Raw genomic sequence first — 15,904 nt, forward strand, 5'->3', positions numbered from 1 at the left:
ATGCGCGCTCAAATCAAACAAATGTTTGGAGGAGCCCGCGATGGCCGTTCTGGAAGCCCCCAAGGTGAGCGCCAAGGGTCTGTTCGACCTCACCGGCAAGGTGGCCGTGATCACCGGATCCTCCCGCGGCATCGGCCGCGCCATCGCCGAGCGCTTCGCGCAGCAGGGCGCCAAGGTGGCGATCTCGTCGCGCAAGGCCGGTCCCTGCGAGGAAGTCGCCGCCGCGATCAACGCCGAGTATCCCGGCCACGCCATCGCCGTGCCGGCCAACATCTCCTCGAAGGAGGATCTCCAGCGGCTGATGGACGAGACCCGCAAGGCGTTCGGCCAGATCGACATCCTGGTCTGCAACGCCGCGTCGAACCCGTTCTACGGCAGCCAGCTCGACATCAGCGACGACGCCTTCAACAAGATCCTCTCGAACAACATCGTGGCCAACAACTGGATGGTCCAGATGGTCGCGCCCGAGATGAAGGCCCGCATGGACGGGTCGATCATCATCATCTCGTCCATCGGCGGCCTGCGCGGCAGCCAGGTGATCGGCGCCTACTGCATCTCCAAGGCCGCCGACATGCAGCTCGCCCGCAACCTCGCCGGCGAGCTGGGCCCCTACAACATCCGCGTCAACTGCGTCGCGCCCGGCCTGGTGAAGACCGACTTCGCCAAGGCGCTGTGGGACACGCCGGCCGGCGAGGAGCGCGCCAGCTCGGGCACGCCGCTGCGCCGCCTGGGGGAGCCGGACGACATCGCCGGCGCCGCCGTCTACCTGGCGTCGCGCGCGGGGGCCTGGACCACGGGCCAGACGATCGTGGTGGACGGCGGCTCCACCTCCTGACCTTGACCCGTCCCGATTGGCGTGAGTCAGGCCGATCGGAGGATTCCTGCGGCTGACTGATCTCGGGCGGTCGGCTGCAACCGGAACGGAGTCGCGCCCGACGAAGAGTTCTGCTTTTGTTCTGTTCATGGACAACAAGCGGATGCGCGCCATTCCCCTGGGCGCCGAGGCGTCGGTGGGCGACTTCCAGCGGTACCCCGGCTGCCGATTCACGATCACCTGCAGCCTGTGCGGCTGGACGAAGGCCTACAACCCGGAACGGGTGGTGCGCCGCCTGCGCGAACTCCGTGCCGGCGGCTACGCCACGCCGCTGAGCCGGGTCGGCGCCCGCGTCCAGTGGCCCTGCCCGGGTTGCGGGCGGCTGAAGTGGCGCGCAGGCCTGGCCTGGCCCGCGGGCCTGCAGCCCGACGAAGTGCGGCGGATGACCAACCGGTACCGCAACTAGCCTCCCGGCCGTGCATTCGCCTCGTGGCGCACCGGCGTTTGACGGCCTATCGCAGGGATCCCAGCGCCACGGCGGCCGAAGCCTCCTCGAGCCGGGCGCGCTCGGGGCCCCAGGCGGTCTCGGCCGCCTGGTAGCTCTTCCCGAGCGCCTCGATCGTCGCGGTCATGGACGCCTGCTCGGCCGAAAGCGCGGCGCAGCCCTCGTAGGCGGCAAGCTCGGGCGTCGTCCCGCACAGGGTCAGCGCCGCCTCCAGGGCGGTGGTCTGGCTGGCGGCCGAGGTCCGGAGGGCGCTGAGTCCCTCGGCGAGCCCCTTGCGCACCTTCTCTGCTTCCGCGCGGGCGCTCGTGACGCCCCGGGCGTCGCCTCGGGCCGCCGCGGCCGAGGCCTGGCCGGCGAGCGTGCGGATGCGCGCCTGCGCCTTGTCGATCCCCGCGAGTTCGGCCGTGGCCGCCGCGCCGTAGTCCTGAGCCGCCTTGAGGGCCGCATCCACGGCGTCGGCGCCCTCGGGCCGCAGGGGCGCGGCGGGCAGGGCCGGCGCCGCGGGCGCAGCGGCCGTCTTCGGCGCGGGCGTCTCCGTGCTGGCCGTCGGCGCCCCCGGTGAACAGCCCGCCAGCGCCAGGGCGCCCGCCGTCATCATCGCCGCCGTCATCACAACGCTACGCATCACCGTGAACTCCCGTCGGCCCTGCGCGATAGCGGGCTTGCGACGCTTCCATGTCAAGCGCCCCAGGTCGTGGCGAGGCTGACGCGACGTCCGCCTTGTCTCCCCGTCGTCCCGGTCGTCTGATGTCGCCGTCAGGGAACAGCGGGAAGCGCCATGTACGATCTCTCGGGCAAGGTGGCCGTCATCACCGGCGCGGCCAGCGGCATGGGGCGGGCGGCCGCCATCCTGTTCGCGCAGCAGGGCGCCCACGTCGTCCTCGCCGACCTCAACGCCGCCGGGGGCGAGGAGACCGCCGCCGAGGCCTCGCGGGCCGGGCCGAAGTGCGTCTTCCAGCGCACCGACGTGTCGCAGGAAGCGGACGTCGCGTCCATGGTCGGGCGCGCCGTCTCGGAGTTCGGCAAGCTCGACATCCTGTTCAACAACGCGGGCATCGGCGGCGCCGTCGGGCCGCTGGAGAACATCGCCGTGGAAGACTGGGACCGGACCCAGGCGGTCTGCCTGCGGGGCGTCTTCCTCGGCATCAAGCACGCGATCGGCCCGATGCGGGCGAACGGCAAGGGCGCCATCGTCTCCACCGCCTCCACCGCGGGCATCGACGGCTATTCGGGCCTGCATGCCTACTGCGCGGCCAAGGCCGGCGTCGTGAACCTCACCCGTTCGGCCGCCCTGCAGCTCGCCTGCGACTTCATCCGCGTGAACTGCATCGCGCCGGGCGGCGTCTCGACGCCGATCGTCTGGAACGGCACGGCGAACCGGGATGCGGTCGAGGGCATGCTGCTTAACGCCCAGCCCCTGCCGCAGGTGGGCCAGCCGATCGACATCGCCAACGCCGCGCTGTTCCTCGCCAGCGACGCCGCCCAGTTCATCACCGGTCACACGCTGGTGGTGGACGGCGGGGCCACGGCGGGCGCCCTCGTCACGGCGCCGAAACGGGGCGGTCAGCCCACCGGCTACGGCGCCCAGCGGACCTTCGCCGGTCCCAGCTACGAGCTGGGCTAGCTCGCGAACCCGAGTTCCGGCTGGGTGATCGCCTGCGCTTCCTCGGGAAGGTGGCAGGTGAAGGTGGCTCCGGCGCCCGGCTCGCTCTCCAGCGCCACCCAGCCCCCGTGCAGCTCCGTGAGCGCCTTGACCAGGGCGAGGCCCAGCCCGGGACCGCCCCGCTCGCGGCCGATGAAGCGGTCGAAGATGTGCGCCTGGACGTGGAACGGGATGCCGCGCCCGGTGTCCGAAACCTGCAGCTGGACCTCGCCCAGGGCCTTGCGGGCCGCGAGCGTGACCGTGCCCCCCGGCGGCGTCTGCCCGATGGCGTTCTCCATCAGGTGGTCGAGGATCTGGCTCAGCCGCCGGCGGTCGCCGCGGATGACGCCGACGTCTCCGGGGCGTTCCAGGACGATCGAGACCTTCCCGGGCTCGGCCTCGGACCGCCAGCGCGCGGCGACCTCGATCAGCAGGTCGGCCACGTTCACCGGCCCCAGGTCGAGCGCCATCTCGTCGGCGTCGATCTCCGCCATGTCGAGCACGTCGTCGATCGAGCGCGCCAGCTGCGTAGCCGCCGACTTCACCGCCGCCGCATAGCCGCGGGCGCGCTCCGACAGCCCGTCGCCCGAATGCTCGAGCAGCTCGGAGTAGCCGATGATGGTGGTGAGCGGGGTGCGCAGCTCGTAGCTGACATTGCCGACGAAATCGCGCTTCAGGCGCTCGGTCTCGGTGAGGGCCTGCTCGCGGTCGGCCAGCGCGCTCTCCAGGCGCCGCGCATCCGTGACGTCGGTGAAGGCGATCAGCGTGGCGCCGTCGGGGAGCGGGCGGGTCCGGTACTCGATGACCCGGTCGTCCGACGTCTGGGACTCGCCCGTGATCGGCATCCGTGCGGCGGGGTCGGGGTCGGTGACCCGGCCCTTCAGCTCCTTCCAGAACGCCATGTCGTGCAGCTTGTGGACGCAGAGCTCGACCACGCCCTCGAAGCCGCCGGCCGCCTCGAGCTGCAGCGGCGTGATGTTCCAGAAGCGCTCGAAGCTCTCGTTGTGCAGGCGCAGCCGCCCGTCCGACCCGAACACCGCGACGGCGTCCGAAAGCTTGTCCAGCGTGGCCTGCTGCACCTGCACCAGGGCGCTGAACTGGGCCTTCATGCGCAGCTCGCCGGTGATGTCGGAGAACAGCAGCAGGATGCCGCCGAGGGGGTGGGGCTGGCGCGAGACGCGCAGCGTCCGTCCGTCGGGCGTCGACCACATCTCGTCGGGCGTGGCGTCGAGCCGCTCGTAGCGGTCGAGCTCGGCGGCCTTCCACCTGGCGTAGTCGGCCGTCTCGGGCAGCCGGCGACGCTGGCGCAGCCGGTCCAGCACCTCGCCGTGCGTGGGCCGCTCGCTCAGCCAGGCCGGCTCCAGGCCCCACAGCTCGGCGAAGGCCGTGTTGTGGAAGCTGAGGCGCTTGGCCTTGTCGAAGATCACGACGGCGTCGTCGATCCGGTTCAGGGTCTCGTCGTGGGCCTCGATGTTGCGCTTGATGTCCTCGCGCGCCTCCTCGAGCTCGGTCTGGTCGTCCGTCCACACGCCCACGCCGCCGCCGTCGAGCGGCTGGGCGGTGATGTGGAAGGCGCGGCGGCGCCCGTTCAGCGACAGCCAGCGCAGGCTCTCGCGACGCTGGCCCAGGTTCGCCGCCTCGCTGGCGATGGCGTCGGCGCCGCGGTCGAAGGTCGCGCCGCGCTGCGCCGCCTCGTCGAGCGAGCCGGCGTCCACCGCCTTCAGCCAGGCGCCGTTCACCCACACCGGCGACCCGTCGGCCGCGGCGATCCAGGCGGGTTCGCTGCGCGAGTTCAGGAAGGCGGCGAAGCGGGGCGCGGTGGGCAGGCCCTGGTCTTCGCCCAGCACGCCGGATACGCGCAGCCAGGCCAGGGCCCCGGCGGCGCGCCCCTCGACGGTGACCACGCCCGCGGGCCCCTTCACCTCGAACGCGCAGGCCTCGCCACGCTCGAACAGCGCGCGAAGCCTCCGGGCGTGGTCGGGATCCGCCCGCATCAGAGCGTTCAGCACCACCTGCGGGTCGCACCCGCTGAGGCCCAGCGCCTCGCAGCAGACGCCGAGGCTCTCCTCGCCCGAGGCCAGCAGCGCCTGGCCGTCCTCCACGGCGAGCAGGGCGGAGTCGAAGGCCTCGGCCGAGGCCTGGGCGGTCTCGGCGCGCGCCTCCAGCTGGCGGATCCTGCCCGCGAGCTCGGCCACGCGGCGATCCGCGGCGCGGCGCTGGGCGAACGCCCAGAGCACCGCGGACAGCGCCAGGCTGACCGCGCCCGCAGCGGCCGCGAGGATCAGGTCTTGCGCGCTCATCACGCCCCGAATCAGTTCCTGCGCAGCTTAGGCCCCGCTTGGCCCCCGGGCACGCGCTACCCACGTTCTAATCCGGCAGATAATCGTCGAGAATGCGCCCGATGACCGCGATCCTCTACCCGGTGGCGACCAATGCGGAGCAGGCCCTGAGCCGCCCGCTGGGCCGCGCCGCGCGCGAAAGCGAGGCGGTGCGCCGCGCGGGCGAGGCCGTGGTCTTCACCAGCGACGCCGTCGGGCCGGCGTTCGCCACGCGCGAGGCGGCGCTCGACGCCTACCGCGGCCGGGTCGAGGACGAACGCACGGGCGCGTCGCCCGAAGCCGTGGACCGCTACTGCCGGCTCGTCGAGCAGGTCGCCGACGGCGCGCCGCGGCCCAGGCCCGTGGAGCCGGTCTATGCCGACGGGCGGCGCTGGCCCGATCCGCCCAGGGCGGCCCGGACGGTCTGGCGGCTCTCCGTCTCGTACTGGCGGGTGGGGACGGCTGAGCGGCCCCTGGAGACGCCGCAGGCGCGGCAGGCGCGCAAGTCGAAACAGGCGCTCGACCCCGACACCCTGCGCGCCATCGCCCGGGCGCCGCTCCGGCCCACCCGGCCGCAGCAGCCGCTCGACATCGGCCTGTTCGAGGTCCGGCCCCCGGAGGCCCCCCACATCGTGATGCCGGATGAGTGAGCCGACCCCCTGGGGCCGCGCCCCTTCCCTGGACGACCTCGCCGAACTCGCCGAGCGCGCCTTCGCCGGGCTGCCCGAGGGCTTCCGCACGCTGGCCGGCGACGTGGTCTTCCGCGTGGACGACTTCCCGCCCGACGACGTCCTTGAGGACCTGGGGATCGAGGACAGCTTCGGCCTCACGGGCCTGTACTCGGGCGTGAGCCTCGCCGAACGCAGCGTCTTCGGGCCCGAGCCCGAGCCCTCGCGCGTCTTCCTCTACCGCCGCCCGATCCTCGACGAGTGGGCGGAACACGGGGAGATCTCGCTGGAGGAGCTGGTGACCCACGTCCTCGTGCACGAGATCGGCCACCACTTCGGGCTGTCCGACGCGCAGATCGACGCGATCGAGGCGGCGGTGGAATAGGCCGCCGGCGCGCGCGCCCCCAGAACCTGACGCGCGCGTCACTTTCCTTGACTGAACGGTGTTAAGACCGCATTTTCTCCGGCCGGACCCCAGCGAGGATTTTGGCATGGCCGCCGACGGCAACATCACCAAGGACGTGATCTACGACGCGGTGTCTCCCGACGACTTCGAGTCGATGCTCGAGCTCGACCGCTACAACGCCCGCTCGACCGCCTTCGACAAGATCATCTCGGCCACCCACGACCACTTCTGGGACCCGCTCGACAAGAAGTACATCGACTTCGACGAGCCCTTCGACATGGAAAACACCATGATCCTCCCCGAGGAGATGGTGATCTCGCTGCAGACCGACTACGTGTCGAACGCGCTGAAGACGCAGAAGGACCGGGTCCGCTTCGTCAACCAGTTCACCCTGCGCACCTTCTCCTCGATCCTGCATGGCGAACAGGGCGCGCTGAACCTGTCGGCCAGCCTCTGCCACGTGCTGAAGGACCAGGGCGCACAGGAGTACGCCGCCAACCAGACGCGCGAGGAAGCCCGCCACGTCACAGCCTTCGCCAAGTACATCAAGGCCCGCTGGGGCCGTCCGGTGGAGTGCGGTCCGACGCTGAAGGCGCTGCTGGTCGACATCATCCACTCGCCCGAGGTCTACAAGAAGATCATCGGCATGCAGATGCTGGTCGAAGGCCTGGCCATGGGCGCCTTCGCCACGATCTTCAAGCTGACCAACGACCCGCTGGCCCGCAAGCTGACCCAGCTGGTGATGACCGACGAGGCATTCCACCACAAGTTCGGGAAGATCTGGGCCGACCGCACGATCCCGCACCTGACGGAGAAGGAGCACGAGATCATCGAGCTCTGGGCCGCCCAGTGCTTCCAGACCCTGCTCTTCAACCTCGTGGGCCCGACGCAGCAGCGCAGCCTCTACGAGGAGTTCGGCCTGGATCCCGAGATCGTCATCGCCGAACTGGGCAAGCTGATCACGGACGACACCCGCCGCGAGGGCATGAAGGAGCAGACCAACATATTCCGCGTGCTGGTGAAGACCTTGCTCAACGCCGGCATCATCACCGACCGGACCAAGGCGTTCTACGGCATGTACGTCGACATGGACGAGCTGAAGGCCGAGGGCGACAAGATGGTCGGCGACGACATCGCCGAGGAGGGCATCCGCTTCCTCCAGGAGATCAACTTCGCCGACAAGGCCAAGCAGGTCCTGATCGCCGCCGAATAGATGGCCGCCGCACGGACCCGGTTTCGAAGAGGCTCCGCGAAGGCGGAGCCTCTTTTCCTTTGGCTTTGCCGCCGCTTGCCGCGAGGCGACCGTTCATCCTCCGGTCACCAAAGCTGCGTCCCAATGGCGCGGCGCCGGGATTGGCGTTTGGCCCTCGTTTCGTATATTGCACTGCAACATGCCCCGATCGTTGCTCCCGACGGCGCTTGGCGCCGCCCTGTTGCTCGCTCCCTTCGCCCCGGCCCAGGCCGCGGTCGAGCCCACGGGGCGCATCGAGATCTCCAAGATGATGGGCCGCTGGTACGAGGTGGCCCGCACGCCGAACGCGCTGCAGCGCGGCTGCGTCGCCGGCGCCTCCGACTGGAAGCCGGCCCCGAACGGGTTCGCGGTCGTCCAGTCCTGCCACAAGGGCGGGTCCAACGGCCCGCTCTCGGTCTGGAAGGCGAAGGCCACCGTGTCCGACCCCCGGACGAACGCCAAGCTGAAGATGAGCTTCTTCGGCGGCGTGGTGAGCCAGAACTACGTCGTGCTCGAGCACCGGCCCGACCAGGGCTGGCTCGCGCTCGCCACCGCCGACGGCAAGTACTTCTGGCTGATGGCCCAGCGGCCGGTCCTGCCCGCGGCCGCCCGGAGCCAGGCGCTGGCCCGCTTCCGCCAGCTCGGCTTCGACGTGGGCCGCCTGGAGTTTCCGCTGCCGATGGGCAGCTGAGCGCCGGATTCTGTTGACTCGGAACGAAGGCGGAACAAGGTGATCGCATGGACGTCACCGTCGTCGTCACCCGGCCCGAGACCACCGCCACCGTCACGCGCGGCGCGGCGCGCCTGCTGAGCGCCCTGGGCTATGCGCCGCTCGCGGAAGTGACCCTGCCGAACGGCCGGCGCGCCGACCTGATGGCGCTGGGGCCCAAGGGCGAGATCTTCATCGTCGAGGTGAAGTCGGGGGTCGAGGACTTCCGGGTCGACCTGAAGTGGCCCGAGTACCTGCCCTACTGCGACGCCTTCGCCTTCGCCGTCGCCCCGGAGTTCCCGCGCGAGATCCTGCCCGATGAGCCGGGCCTCATCGTCGCCGACGGCTTCGGCGGCGCGATTCTCCGCGAAGCGCCCGCTGCCCCGCTCGCGGGCGCCCGGCGCAAGGCCCTGACGCTGGCCTTCGCGCGCCTCGCCGCCATGCGCGCCGCCGGCGTGGCGGCGACCGAGCTCTAAAGGAACACCTCCGCGCCGACCGGGGTTGTGCTGCCGCTCAACCCATGGAGTCGCAGATGCACAACGAACGCGAACACGCGGTCAAGGTCCTGAACAGCCTGATCGAAACCACCCTCGACAGCGCCAACGGCTACCGGGAGGCGGCCGAGAACGCCTCCGAAGGGCAGCTCAGGACCATGTTCGCCGAGCGCGCCGCGCGCCGGATGGAGCTGACGCGCCAGCTGCAGCAGGAGGTGCGGAGTTTCGGCGGGGAGCCCGAAGACGATCAGTCGTTGCTCGGCAAGGCGCACAACAAGTTCGTCGACCTGAAGAACGCCATCCTGGGCGGGCGCGACGACACCGCCGTGATCGACGAAGTGGAGCGCGGCGAGGACTTCATCAAGGGCAAGTTCGAGGCCGCGCTGGACGACGGGGACCTGCCCATGGAGGCGCGCCAGGTGGTGACGCGCGCGTGCGAGCAGATCCGCCTCGAGCACGACGAAGTCAGCGCCATGAAGCGGGCGCGCCACTGACGCCCGACGGCCGGTCCTTTCCCGACCGCGGGGGAGGGCCGGCGCCTACTTCGGGGCGCGCTTGGCGAGAATCCGCTGCAGCGTGCGGCGGTGCATGTTGAGGCGGCGCGCGGTTTCCGAGACGTTGTGATTGCACAGCTCGTAGACGCGCTGGATGTGCTCCCACCGCACGCGGTCGGCGCTCATCGGGTTGTCGGGCGGCGCCGGGGCTTGGTCCCCCCGCGCCAGCAGCGCGCGCACCACGTCGTCGGCGTCCGCAGGCTTCGACAGGTAGTCCACGGCGCCCGCCTTCACCGCCTGGACGGCCGTGGCGATGTTGCCGTAGCCGGTCAGCATGATGATCCGCGCGTCGGGCCGCGCATCCCGGACAGCCTCGACCACCTTCAGGCCCGAGCCGTCTTCCAGGCGCATGTCGAGCACGGCGTACGCCGGCGCGCGTTGACGCACCGCCTGCATCGCCTCCTGGACGCTGCCCACCAGCGTCGGCTCGAAGCCCCGCTGCTCCAGCGCGCGGCCGAGGCGCGTCCGCAGCGGCGCGTCGTCGTCCAGCACGAGCAGACTGCGATCGGCGAGGCCCGCGACTTCAGCGGAAAGGTCGGTCATGCGTCGTCCCTCCGGAAGGATGCGTCAGACTGTCGCACCTTGATGGCTTCGTGCAAGCGCTGCCGTGTCTCCAGCATCAAGACGCCTCCACCCGCGACCTGGGCCAGCGCACCGCCACCACGGCGCCGCGCGGCTTCGCATTGTGAAACGTCACTTCCGCCCCAGTTCGTTCCAAGAGCGTCTTGGCGATGAAGAATCCGAGACCCATACCGACGTGGCCGGTCCGTGATCCCTCGGCGCCCGGGCGGCTCGTGACATAGGGCTCGCCCAGCTTCGCCAGGATGTCGGGCGCGAACCCCGGGCCGTCGTCGCGCACCTCGATCGTGATCGTGTCCGCGTCGAAGCGGGCGGACACCAGGATCTCGGACCGGGCGAAGTCCACGGCGTTCTCCAGGAAGGTCGTGAACGCGTGGGTGATCTCCGGCAGGCGGCGGACATCGGGCGCCTTCAGGTCCTTGGCGCCGGTGACGATGGCCTCGACCCGCACCTCCTTGCTCGCATTGGCGTGAGGCTCGATCACCTCCTGCACCAGCTGGCGCAGCGAGAGGCGTTCGTGCACGGCGTCGGAGGCCCGGTCAGGCGTGGCGGTCAGGCGCTTCAGGATCTCGCGGCACCGCTCGGCCTGGGCGATCAGCAGCTCGGCGTCCTCCTTGACGGTCGCCGTCTGCGCCTCGCGCGCCATCTCCTTGGCGACGATGGCGATGGTCGCCAGCGGCGTGCCCAGCTCGTGGGCGGCGGCGGCGGCCAGCGCGCCCAGCGCCGAGAGCCGTTGCTCGCGCGCCAGGACCGTCTGGGTCACATCGAGCGCGAGCGAGATGCGGGCGGCCTCCACCACGGACTGCCGGACGTAGCCGGCGACGAGCGCGATGCCGGCGATGTTCGCGACGCCGGCGATGACCCGGAACTCCAGGCTGAACCGCTCGGAGCCGGGATAGGGCAGGTAGACGATCGCCAGCAGCATCGAGGCCGCCGAGGCCAGCCCCGCCACGAAGAGCAGCGGACGCAGGGGCAGGGTCGCCGCCGCCAGCGTGACGGGCGCGATCAGGAGCAGCACGAACGGGTTGGCCGTGCCGCCCACGAGGCTCACCACGGCGGAGAGCTGGAGCACGTCGATCGACAGCTGTCCGATCGCCTCGCGGTCGGCCATCACCCGCTGCATCGGGCCGGACACGCGGGTGGCGAGGTTGATCGCGGCGCCCGCCGCGATCACGCCCGCGCACGCCAGGTAGGGCGCGTCGTACCGCAGCAGGAACGCCATGGCGGCCACCAGCACGGCCTCGCCGACGATCACCATCCAGCGGACGTTCACCAGGGTCCGCACCCGCAGGTGGCCCCGGCGGATGTCGGCGGTGTCCCACACGTCTTGCGGCGCGTTGGGCGCCGCCGTATCGAGGCTGCTGACCGGGGCGTGGGTCATTCCGCGGCCCCCCGCGGCGGCCCCGGCGAAGGAGTGCGCATGTCCAGGCGGATCCTGGCGGTCATTGCGGTCTTGGCTGTCGCGTTGGCCATACTCACCGCTCTCGCCGTCCGCAGGGGCGTACTCGGCCCCACCGACCAGAGCGCGGCCGTGGGCGGACCGTTCCAACTGGTCGACACATCCGGACGTACGGTCGATCAGGACGTCCTGAAGGGCAAGTGGAGCGTGGTGTTCTTCGGCTTCACCCACTGTCCGGACATCTGCCCGACGACCCTGTTCGAGATGGGCCAGGTGGAGCCGCTGCTCGGCGCAGAGGCCGCAAAGGTCCAGACCGTGCTGATCTCGGTGGACCCCCAGCGCGACACGGTGGAGCAGATGCGCGCCTATGTGGCGAACCCGGCGTTTCCCAAGCGGCTGATCGGCCTCACCGGCACGCTGGCCCAGGTGGACGTCGCCGCCAAGGCCTACCGGGTGTTCTACCAGAAGTCCGGCGAGGGCCCCGACTACCAGGTGAACCACGCGGCCTACAGCTACCTGATGAACCCGAAGGGCCGCCTGGCGTGCGTCCTGCCCTACGAACTGACGCCCGAGCAGACGGCGGCGAAGATCAGGACCGCCATGCAGGCGGGCCCCGCCGCGGACCATTGCTGACGCTCGCAGAGACCGCCTTGTTCTGCGGCGCCGCATAGCTGTGCTGTTTCGCCGCTTGCGGGATTCGTCTCGCGGCGCGCATCCTTCGCCTTGCGCAAGCCGTTAACACCCGACAGGGTATGTTGCGGCGCACAAGGTTCAGACGATGCTCTACACGCTCTATGAGGCCGGCTACTACGCAGCTTCGCCGCTCCGCTGGGCGGCGCTGGCGGCGCGTGACTTCTGGAGTTCGCCGCTCAACCCCGCGTCCGACACCGAGGTGGGCAAGCGCCTCTACGCCACGTCGGACCTGTTCGCGAACCTGACGCGCCGCTACGGCAAGCCGGACTGGAACATCGGCTCGGTCGCCATCAACGGCAGCCGGGTTCGGGTGCGCACGCAGGAGGTCTGGTCCAGCCCCTGGTGCAAGCTCACGCACTTCGCGCGCGACATGAGCGACCTGCGCCGCGCCGGAAAGACCGAGCTGGAGCCGGCGGTCCTGATCGCGGCGCCGCTGTCCGGCCACTATGCGACCCTGCTTCGCGGCACGGTGGAGGCCTTCCTCCAGGACCACGAGGTCTTCATCACCGAGTGGACGAACGCGCGCGACGTGCCGCTCGTCGAGGGCCGTTTCGACTTCCACGACTACATCGACCACGTCCGGGAGATGCTGCGCCAGTTGGGCCCGCGCCCGCATGTGGTCGCCGTCTGCCAGCCCGGGCCGCCGGTGCTCGCGGCGGTCTCGCTCATGGCCGAGGACAACGAGGAGTGCCGTCCCGCCTCGATGACCTTCATGGGCTCGCCGATCGATGCGCGCCTCTCGCCCACGGTGACCAACAAGCTGGCCGAGGAGCGGCCGTTCGCTTGGTTCGAGTCCAACATGATCTACAACGTACCGCCGCCCCACCTGGGCGCGGGCCGGCGCGTCTATCCGGGCTTCGTGCAGCTGGCGAGCTTCATGTCGATGAACCTCGACAAGCACCAGGAGGCGCACCGGCGCTACCTGTCCCACCTGATGGAAGGCGACGGGGACTCGGCCGACAAGCACCTGGAGTTCTACGACGAGTACCTCTCGGTGCTCGATCTCACCGAAGAGTTCTACCTGCAGACCGTGGACGTGGTCTTCCAGCGCTACCTGCTGCCCAAGGGCGAGCTGGAGCATCGCGGCCGGCGGGTGAAGCCCGAGCGGATCACCGACGTGGGCCTGCTCACCGTCGAGGGCGAGAACGACGACATCTCGGGCATCGGCCAGACGCAGGCGGCGCACAGGCTCTGCCTCGGCCTCCCGGTCGAGATGAAGGAAGACTACATCCAGCCGCACGTCGGCCACTACGGCGTGTTCAACGGCAAGCGCTTCCGCGAGGAGATCTACCCCCGGGTGCGCGACTTCGTGCGCCGGATGGAGAAGGACGTGAAGCGGCGCCCGGCGGCGGCCGCCGCGCGGGCCACCGAGGCCGACGGCGTCGTGCAGATCCGTCCGCGGGCCGCCAAGACCTAGCCGCGTCTGTCGCCTAACCTGGGCGCGATGAACTTCCTGAGTCGCCCCTCGAGCCTGTCCGACGGCGATCATCTCGAGATCGCGGGGGCCCGCGTGCGCCTCAAGGTCAATGTGCGGGCCCGGCGGGTCTCGCTCCGGCTCGACCGCACGCGACGGGAGGTCGTGGCCACGGCGCCCTCCGTGCGCCGGCTGCCGGAAGCCGCCGCCTTCGCCCGAGAGCGCGCCGGCTGGATCGCCGAGCGGATGGCCGAACTGCCCGCAGCAGCGACGCTGGCGCCCGGGATGCTGATCGAGGTCTTCGGCCGGCCCGTGCGGCTGGAGTCCGGCGCGGGGCGTGCGCGCTGGATCGAACCCGTCGACGGCTCGACGGCCCGCATCGCCGCCATGGGCGAAGGCGAGGGGTTTTCCCGCGCCGTCATGCTCGTCCTCAAGAGGAAGGCCGCCGAGGTGCTCACGGCGCGCACCGCGCACTACGCAGCCCGGCTGGGCGCGCCGATGCCGAAGGTGACGGTGGCGGACGCGAAGTCGCGCTGGGGGTCGTGCCGGCCCGGCCCGCGCGGCGGGCCCGGGTCGATCCGCTACTCCTGGCGGCTGGCCCTGGCGCCGTTCGAGGTGGCCGACTACGTCGCGGCCCACGAGTGCGCGCACCTCCTCGAGCTGAACCACGGCCCGCGCTTCTGGGCCCACGTCCGCAGCCTGGTCGGCGACGAACGCCGCCATCGCGCCTGGCTGCGGGCTGAGGGGGCCAGGCTGCACGCCTTCGGGCGCTGACCGGCCGTCCGCCGGGCCGGGGTCCCTGCTGCGTCCTAGAAGGGCGGCTCCTGCTGGCGGCGCTCGCGGTCGCGGGCCCGCGGCGGCGGCGGCGCATCCTCGAACTCGGACGGGGGCGCCTCCTCGCGGTCGCCGCGGAAGAAGTCGGTCACCCCTTCCAGGATCTGATCGATCGGCCCCTCGTCCTCGGGCGGCGGAGCGAGGTCGCCGCCCGGGATCGGGGCGACCTTCAGGCGGGGCAGGGCGGCGGTCATGTAGTCGCGCCAGATCCCGGCCGGCGCGCCGCCGCCGGTCACCCGGCGCATGGGCTTGTTGTCGTCCTTGCCCACCCAGACGGCGGTCACGAAGCCGCCTGTGTACCCCACGAACCAGGCGTCCCTGTAGTCGGACGTGGTGCCGGTCTTGCCGGCCAGGTCGTAGCCGCGGACGCTGGCGCGGGTACCGGTCCCGCCGGTGATCGTCCCGCGCATCATCGTGACCATGTAGGCGAGCGCGGGCTGGCCGATCACCTGGGCGCGGGGCGCCTTGTCCATGTTGTGGTCGTAGAGCACGCGCCCGCCGGCCGTGCGGATCCGTTCGATGCCGTATCCGCGGGCCAGGAAGCCGCCGTTGGCGAACGGCGCATAGGCCTGGGCCATCTCGAGCGGCGAGACTTCCACGGCGCCCAGCGCCATCGAGGGGTCGAGCTGGATGGGCGAGGAGATCCCCAGCCGCCGGGCGGTCGCCGCCACGTTCGCCGTGCCCACCTCGTTGGCGAGCCTCGCCGCGACCGTGTTCACCGACTGCGCGAACGCCGTGCGGATCGTGATCGGCCCCAGGAACTCGCCGGTGTAGTTGCGCGGCTCCCACTCGCCGATCTTGATCGGCTCGTCCACGACCGGCGTCTCGGGCGTGCGGCCGGCCTCCATGGCGGTGAGGTAGACGAAGGGCTTGAAGGCCGAGCCCGCCTGCCGACGCGCCATCGTGGCGCGGTCGAACTGCGTCTGCAGGTAGCTGGTGCCGCCGACGTAGGCGCGGATCCGGCCTTCCCCGTCGATGGAGACCAGCGCGGCCTGCTCGACGCCCTGGCCCTTGGCGGCGTTCACCCCGGCCAGCACCGACTGCTCGGCGCTCGCCTGCAGCGGCAGGTCGAGGGTGGTCTCCACGACGAGATCCTCGGTCGGCTCGCCCACGAGCGTGCGCACCTGGTCGTCGACCCAGTCCGTGAAGTACTGCGCCCGCTGGTTGGCCAGCACGGGGTTCACGCGGACCTTTGTGCGGATCGCCGCCTCGCGCTCGGCGGGCGTGATGAAGCCGTACTCGACCATCTCGTCGAGCACGATGGTGGCCCGGCGCGCCGCCCGGTCCGTGGAGGCCACGGGCGAGTAGCGCGAGGGCCCCTTCATGAGTCCGGCCAGCAGGGCGCTCTCGCCCAGGGACAGCTGGGCGGCCGGCTTGCCGAAGTAGCGCTGCGAGGCCGCCTCGATGCCGTAGGCGCCGGCGCCGAAGTAGACGCGGTTGAGATACAGCTCGAGGATCTGCTTCTTCGAGAACTTGGCCTCGAGCCAGACGGCCAGGATCAGCTCCTGGGCCTTGCGGCGATAGTTCTGGTTGGGCGTCAGGAACAGGTTGCGGGCGAGCTGCTGGGTGATCGTCGACCCGCCGCGCAGGGGCCCGCCGCTGTCCTTGTTGCGCATGTTGTAGATCTGGCTTCGGACGATGCCC

Annotated in this window: 17 protein-coding genes; 12 read left to right on the forward strand and 5 right to left on the reverse strand. The window is 70.9% G+C overall.

Annotated elements, in window-relative coordinates; all coding sequences use genetic code 11:
* Positions 1-40 precede the first annotated feature (40 nt).
* Together JNK30_RS19475 and JNK30_RS19480 are read left to right on the forward strand one after the other, a co-directional pair.
* Positions 41-835: an SDR family oxidoreductase gene (locus JNK30_RS19475; protein ID WP_293484829.1), complete on the forward strand. Its 795-nt coding sequence runs from the start codon at positions 41-43 to the stop codon at positions 833-835.
* Positions 836-962: 127 nt separating this feature from the next.
* Positions 963-1,280: a hypothetical protein gene (locus JNK30_RS19480; RefSeq protein ID WP_293484831.1), complete on the forward strand. Its 318-nt coding sequence runs from the start codon at positions 963-965 to the stop codon at positions 1,278-1,280.
* Between the two features lie 46 nt (positions 1,281-1,326).
* Here JNK30_RS19480 and JNK30_RS19485 read toward each other — a convergent pair whose 3' ends face one another.
* Positions 1,327-1,947, reverse strand: a complete 621-nt coding sequence (locus JNK30_RS19485) for a hypothetical protein (RefSeq protein WP_293484833.1) — start codon at positions 1,945-1,947, stop codon at positions 1,327-1,329.
* Between the two features lie 150 nt (positions 1,948-2,097).
* Here JNK30_RS19485 and JNK30_RS19490 point away from each other — a divergent pair, with 150 nt between their 5' ends.
* Positions 2,098-2,943 carry an SDR family NAD(P)-dependent oxidoreductase gene (locus JNK30_RS19490; RefSeq protein ID WP_293484835.1) on the forward strand — a complete coding sequence of 282 codons (846 nt, stop codon included), beginning with the start codon at positions 2,098-2,100 and terminating at the stop codon, positions 2,941-2,943.
* On the opposite strand, the gene JNK30_RS19495 is transcribed toward JNK30_RS19490, so the two are convergent.
* A complete protein-coding gene (locus JNK30_RS19495; RefSeq protein ID WP_293484837.1) occupies positions 2,940-5,261 on the reverse strand; it encodes a PAS domain-containing sensor histidine kinase in 2,322 nt (773 codons plus the stop codon). The two genes, JNK30_RS19490 and JNK30_RS19495, sit on opposite strands and share 4 nt — an antisense overlap.
* 101 nt (positions 5,262-5,362) lie before the next feature.
* Between JNK30_RS19495 and JNK30_RS19500 the strand changes: the two genes are divergently transcribed.
* From JNK30_RS19500 to JNK30_RS19525, 6 genes are all read left to right on the forward strand, one after another.
* On the forward strand, positions 5,363-5,929 hold the full coding sequence (locus JNK30_RS19500; protein WP_293484839.1) for a hypothetical protein: 567 nt from the start codon (positions 5,363-5,365) through the stop codon (positions 5,927-5,929).
* Positions 5,922-6,332, forward strand: a complete 411-nt coding sequence (locus JNK30_RS19505; protein ID WP_293484841.1) for a metallopeptidase family protein — start codon at positions 5,922-5,924, stop codon at positions 6,330-6,332. Before JNK30_RS19500 ends, JNK30_RS19505 begins: the two co-directional genes overlap by 8 nt.
* Before the next feature lie 106 nt (positions 6,333-6,438).
* Entirely contained in the window at positions 6,439-7,566 is a 1,128-nt protein-coding gene (locus JNK30_RS19510) for a ferritin-like domain-containing protein (RefSeq protein WP_293484843.1), read from the forward strand.
* A 178-nt stretch (positions 7,567-7,744) separates the two neighbouring features.
* Positions 7,745-8,275: a lipocalin family protein gene (locus JNK30_RS19515; protein ID WP_293484845.1), complete on the forward strand. Its 531-nt coding sequence runs from the start codon at positions 7,745-7,747 to the stop codon at positions 8,273-8,275.
* Positions 8,276-8,322: 47 nt separating this feature from the next.
* A complete protein-coding gene (gene mmcB / locus JNK30_RS19520) occupies positions 8,323-8,769 on the forward strand; it encodes a DNA repair putative endonuclease MmcB (protein WP_293484847.1) in 447 nt (148 codons plus the stop codon).
* A gap of 56 nt (positions 8,770-8,825) precedes the next feature.
* The gene (locus JNK30_RS19525; protein ID WP_293484849.1) at positions 8,826-9,281 is read left to right on the forward strand and encodes a PA2169 family four-helix-bundle protein; all 456 of its coding nucleotides are present in this window, start codon (positions 8,826-8,828) and stop codon (positions 9,279-9,281) included.
* Between the two features lie 45 nt (positions 9,282-9,326).
* Here the strand turns inward: JNK30_RS19525 and JNK30_RS19530 are convergent, their stop codons facing one another.
* Both JNK30_RS19530 and JNK30_RS19535 read right to left on the reverse strand, forming a co-directional pair.
* Complete coding sequence (locus tag JNK30_RS19530; RefSeq protein WP_293484851.1) at positions 9,327-9,884, reverse strand: ActR/PrrA/RegA family redox response regulator transcription factor; 558 nt, start codon at positions 9,882-9,884, stop codon at positions 9,327-9,329.
* A 76-nt stretch (positions 9,885-9,960) separates the two neighbouring features.
* Positions 9,961-11,301 carry an ActS/PrrB/RegB family redox-sensitive histidine kinase gene (locus tag JNK30_RS19535; RefSeq protein ID WP_293484853.1) on the reverse strand — a complete coding sequence of 447 codons (1,341 nt, stop codon included), beginning with the start codon at positions 11,299-11,301 and terminating at the stop codon, positions 9,961-9,963.
* Between the two features lie 39 nt (positions 11,302-11,340).
* Between JNK30_RS19535 and JNK30_RS19540 the strand changes: the two genes are divergently transcribed.
* The 3 genes from JNK30_RS19540 (at position 11,341) to JNK30_RS19550 (ending at position 14,200) form a co-directional block, all read left to right on the forward strand.
* On the forward strand, positions 11,341-11,952 hold the full coding sequence (locus JNK30_RS19540; RefSeq protein WP_293484855.1) for an SCO family protein: 612 nt from the start codon (positions 11,341-11,343) through the stop codon (positions 11,950-11,952).
* 145 nt (positions 11,953-12,097) lie between these two features.
* Entirely contained in the window at positions 12,098-13,429 is a 1,332-nt protein-coding gene (locus JNK30_RS19545) for a polyhydroxyalkanoate depolymerase (protein ID WP_293484857.1), read from the forward strand.
* Positions 13,430-13,456: 27 nt separating this feature from the next.
* Positions 13,457-14,200 (forward strand): M48 family metallopeptidase, encoded by a 744-nt coding sequence (locus JNK30_RS19550; protein WP_293484859.1) that lies wholly within the window; start codon positions 13,457-13,459, stop codon positions 14,198-14,200.
* A gap of 35 nt (positions 14,201-14,235) precedes the next feature.
* Here the strand turns inward: JNK30_RS19550 and JNK30_RS19555 are convergent.
* Positions 14,236-15,904 (reverse strand): transglycosylase domain-containing protein (locus tag JNK30_RS19555; protein ID WP_293484861.1); only part of this gene is annotated, 1,669 nt, incomplete at its 5' end.

It is taken from the genome of Phenylobacterium sp., from assembly GCF_016793225.1.
Taxonomy (GTDB): Bacteria; Pseudomonadota; Alphaproteobacteria; order Caulobacterales; family Caulobacteraceae; genus Phenylobacterium.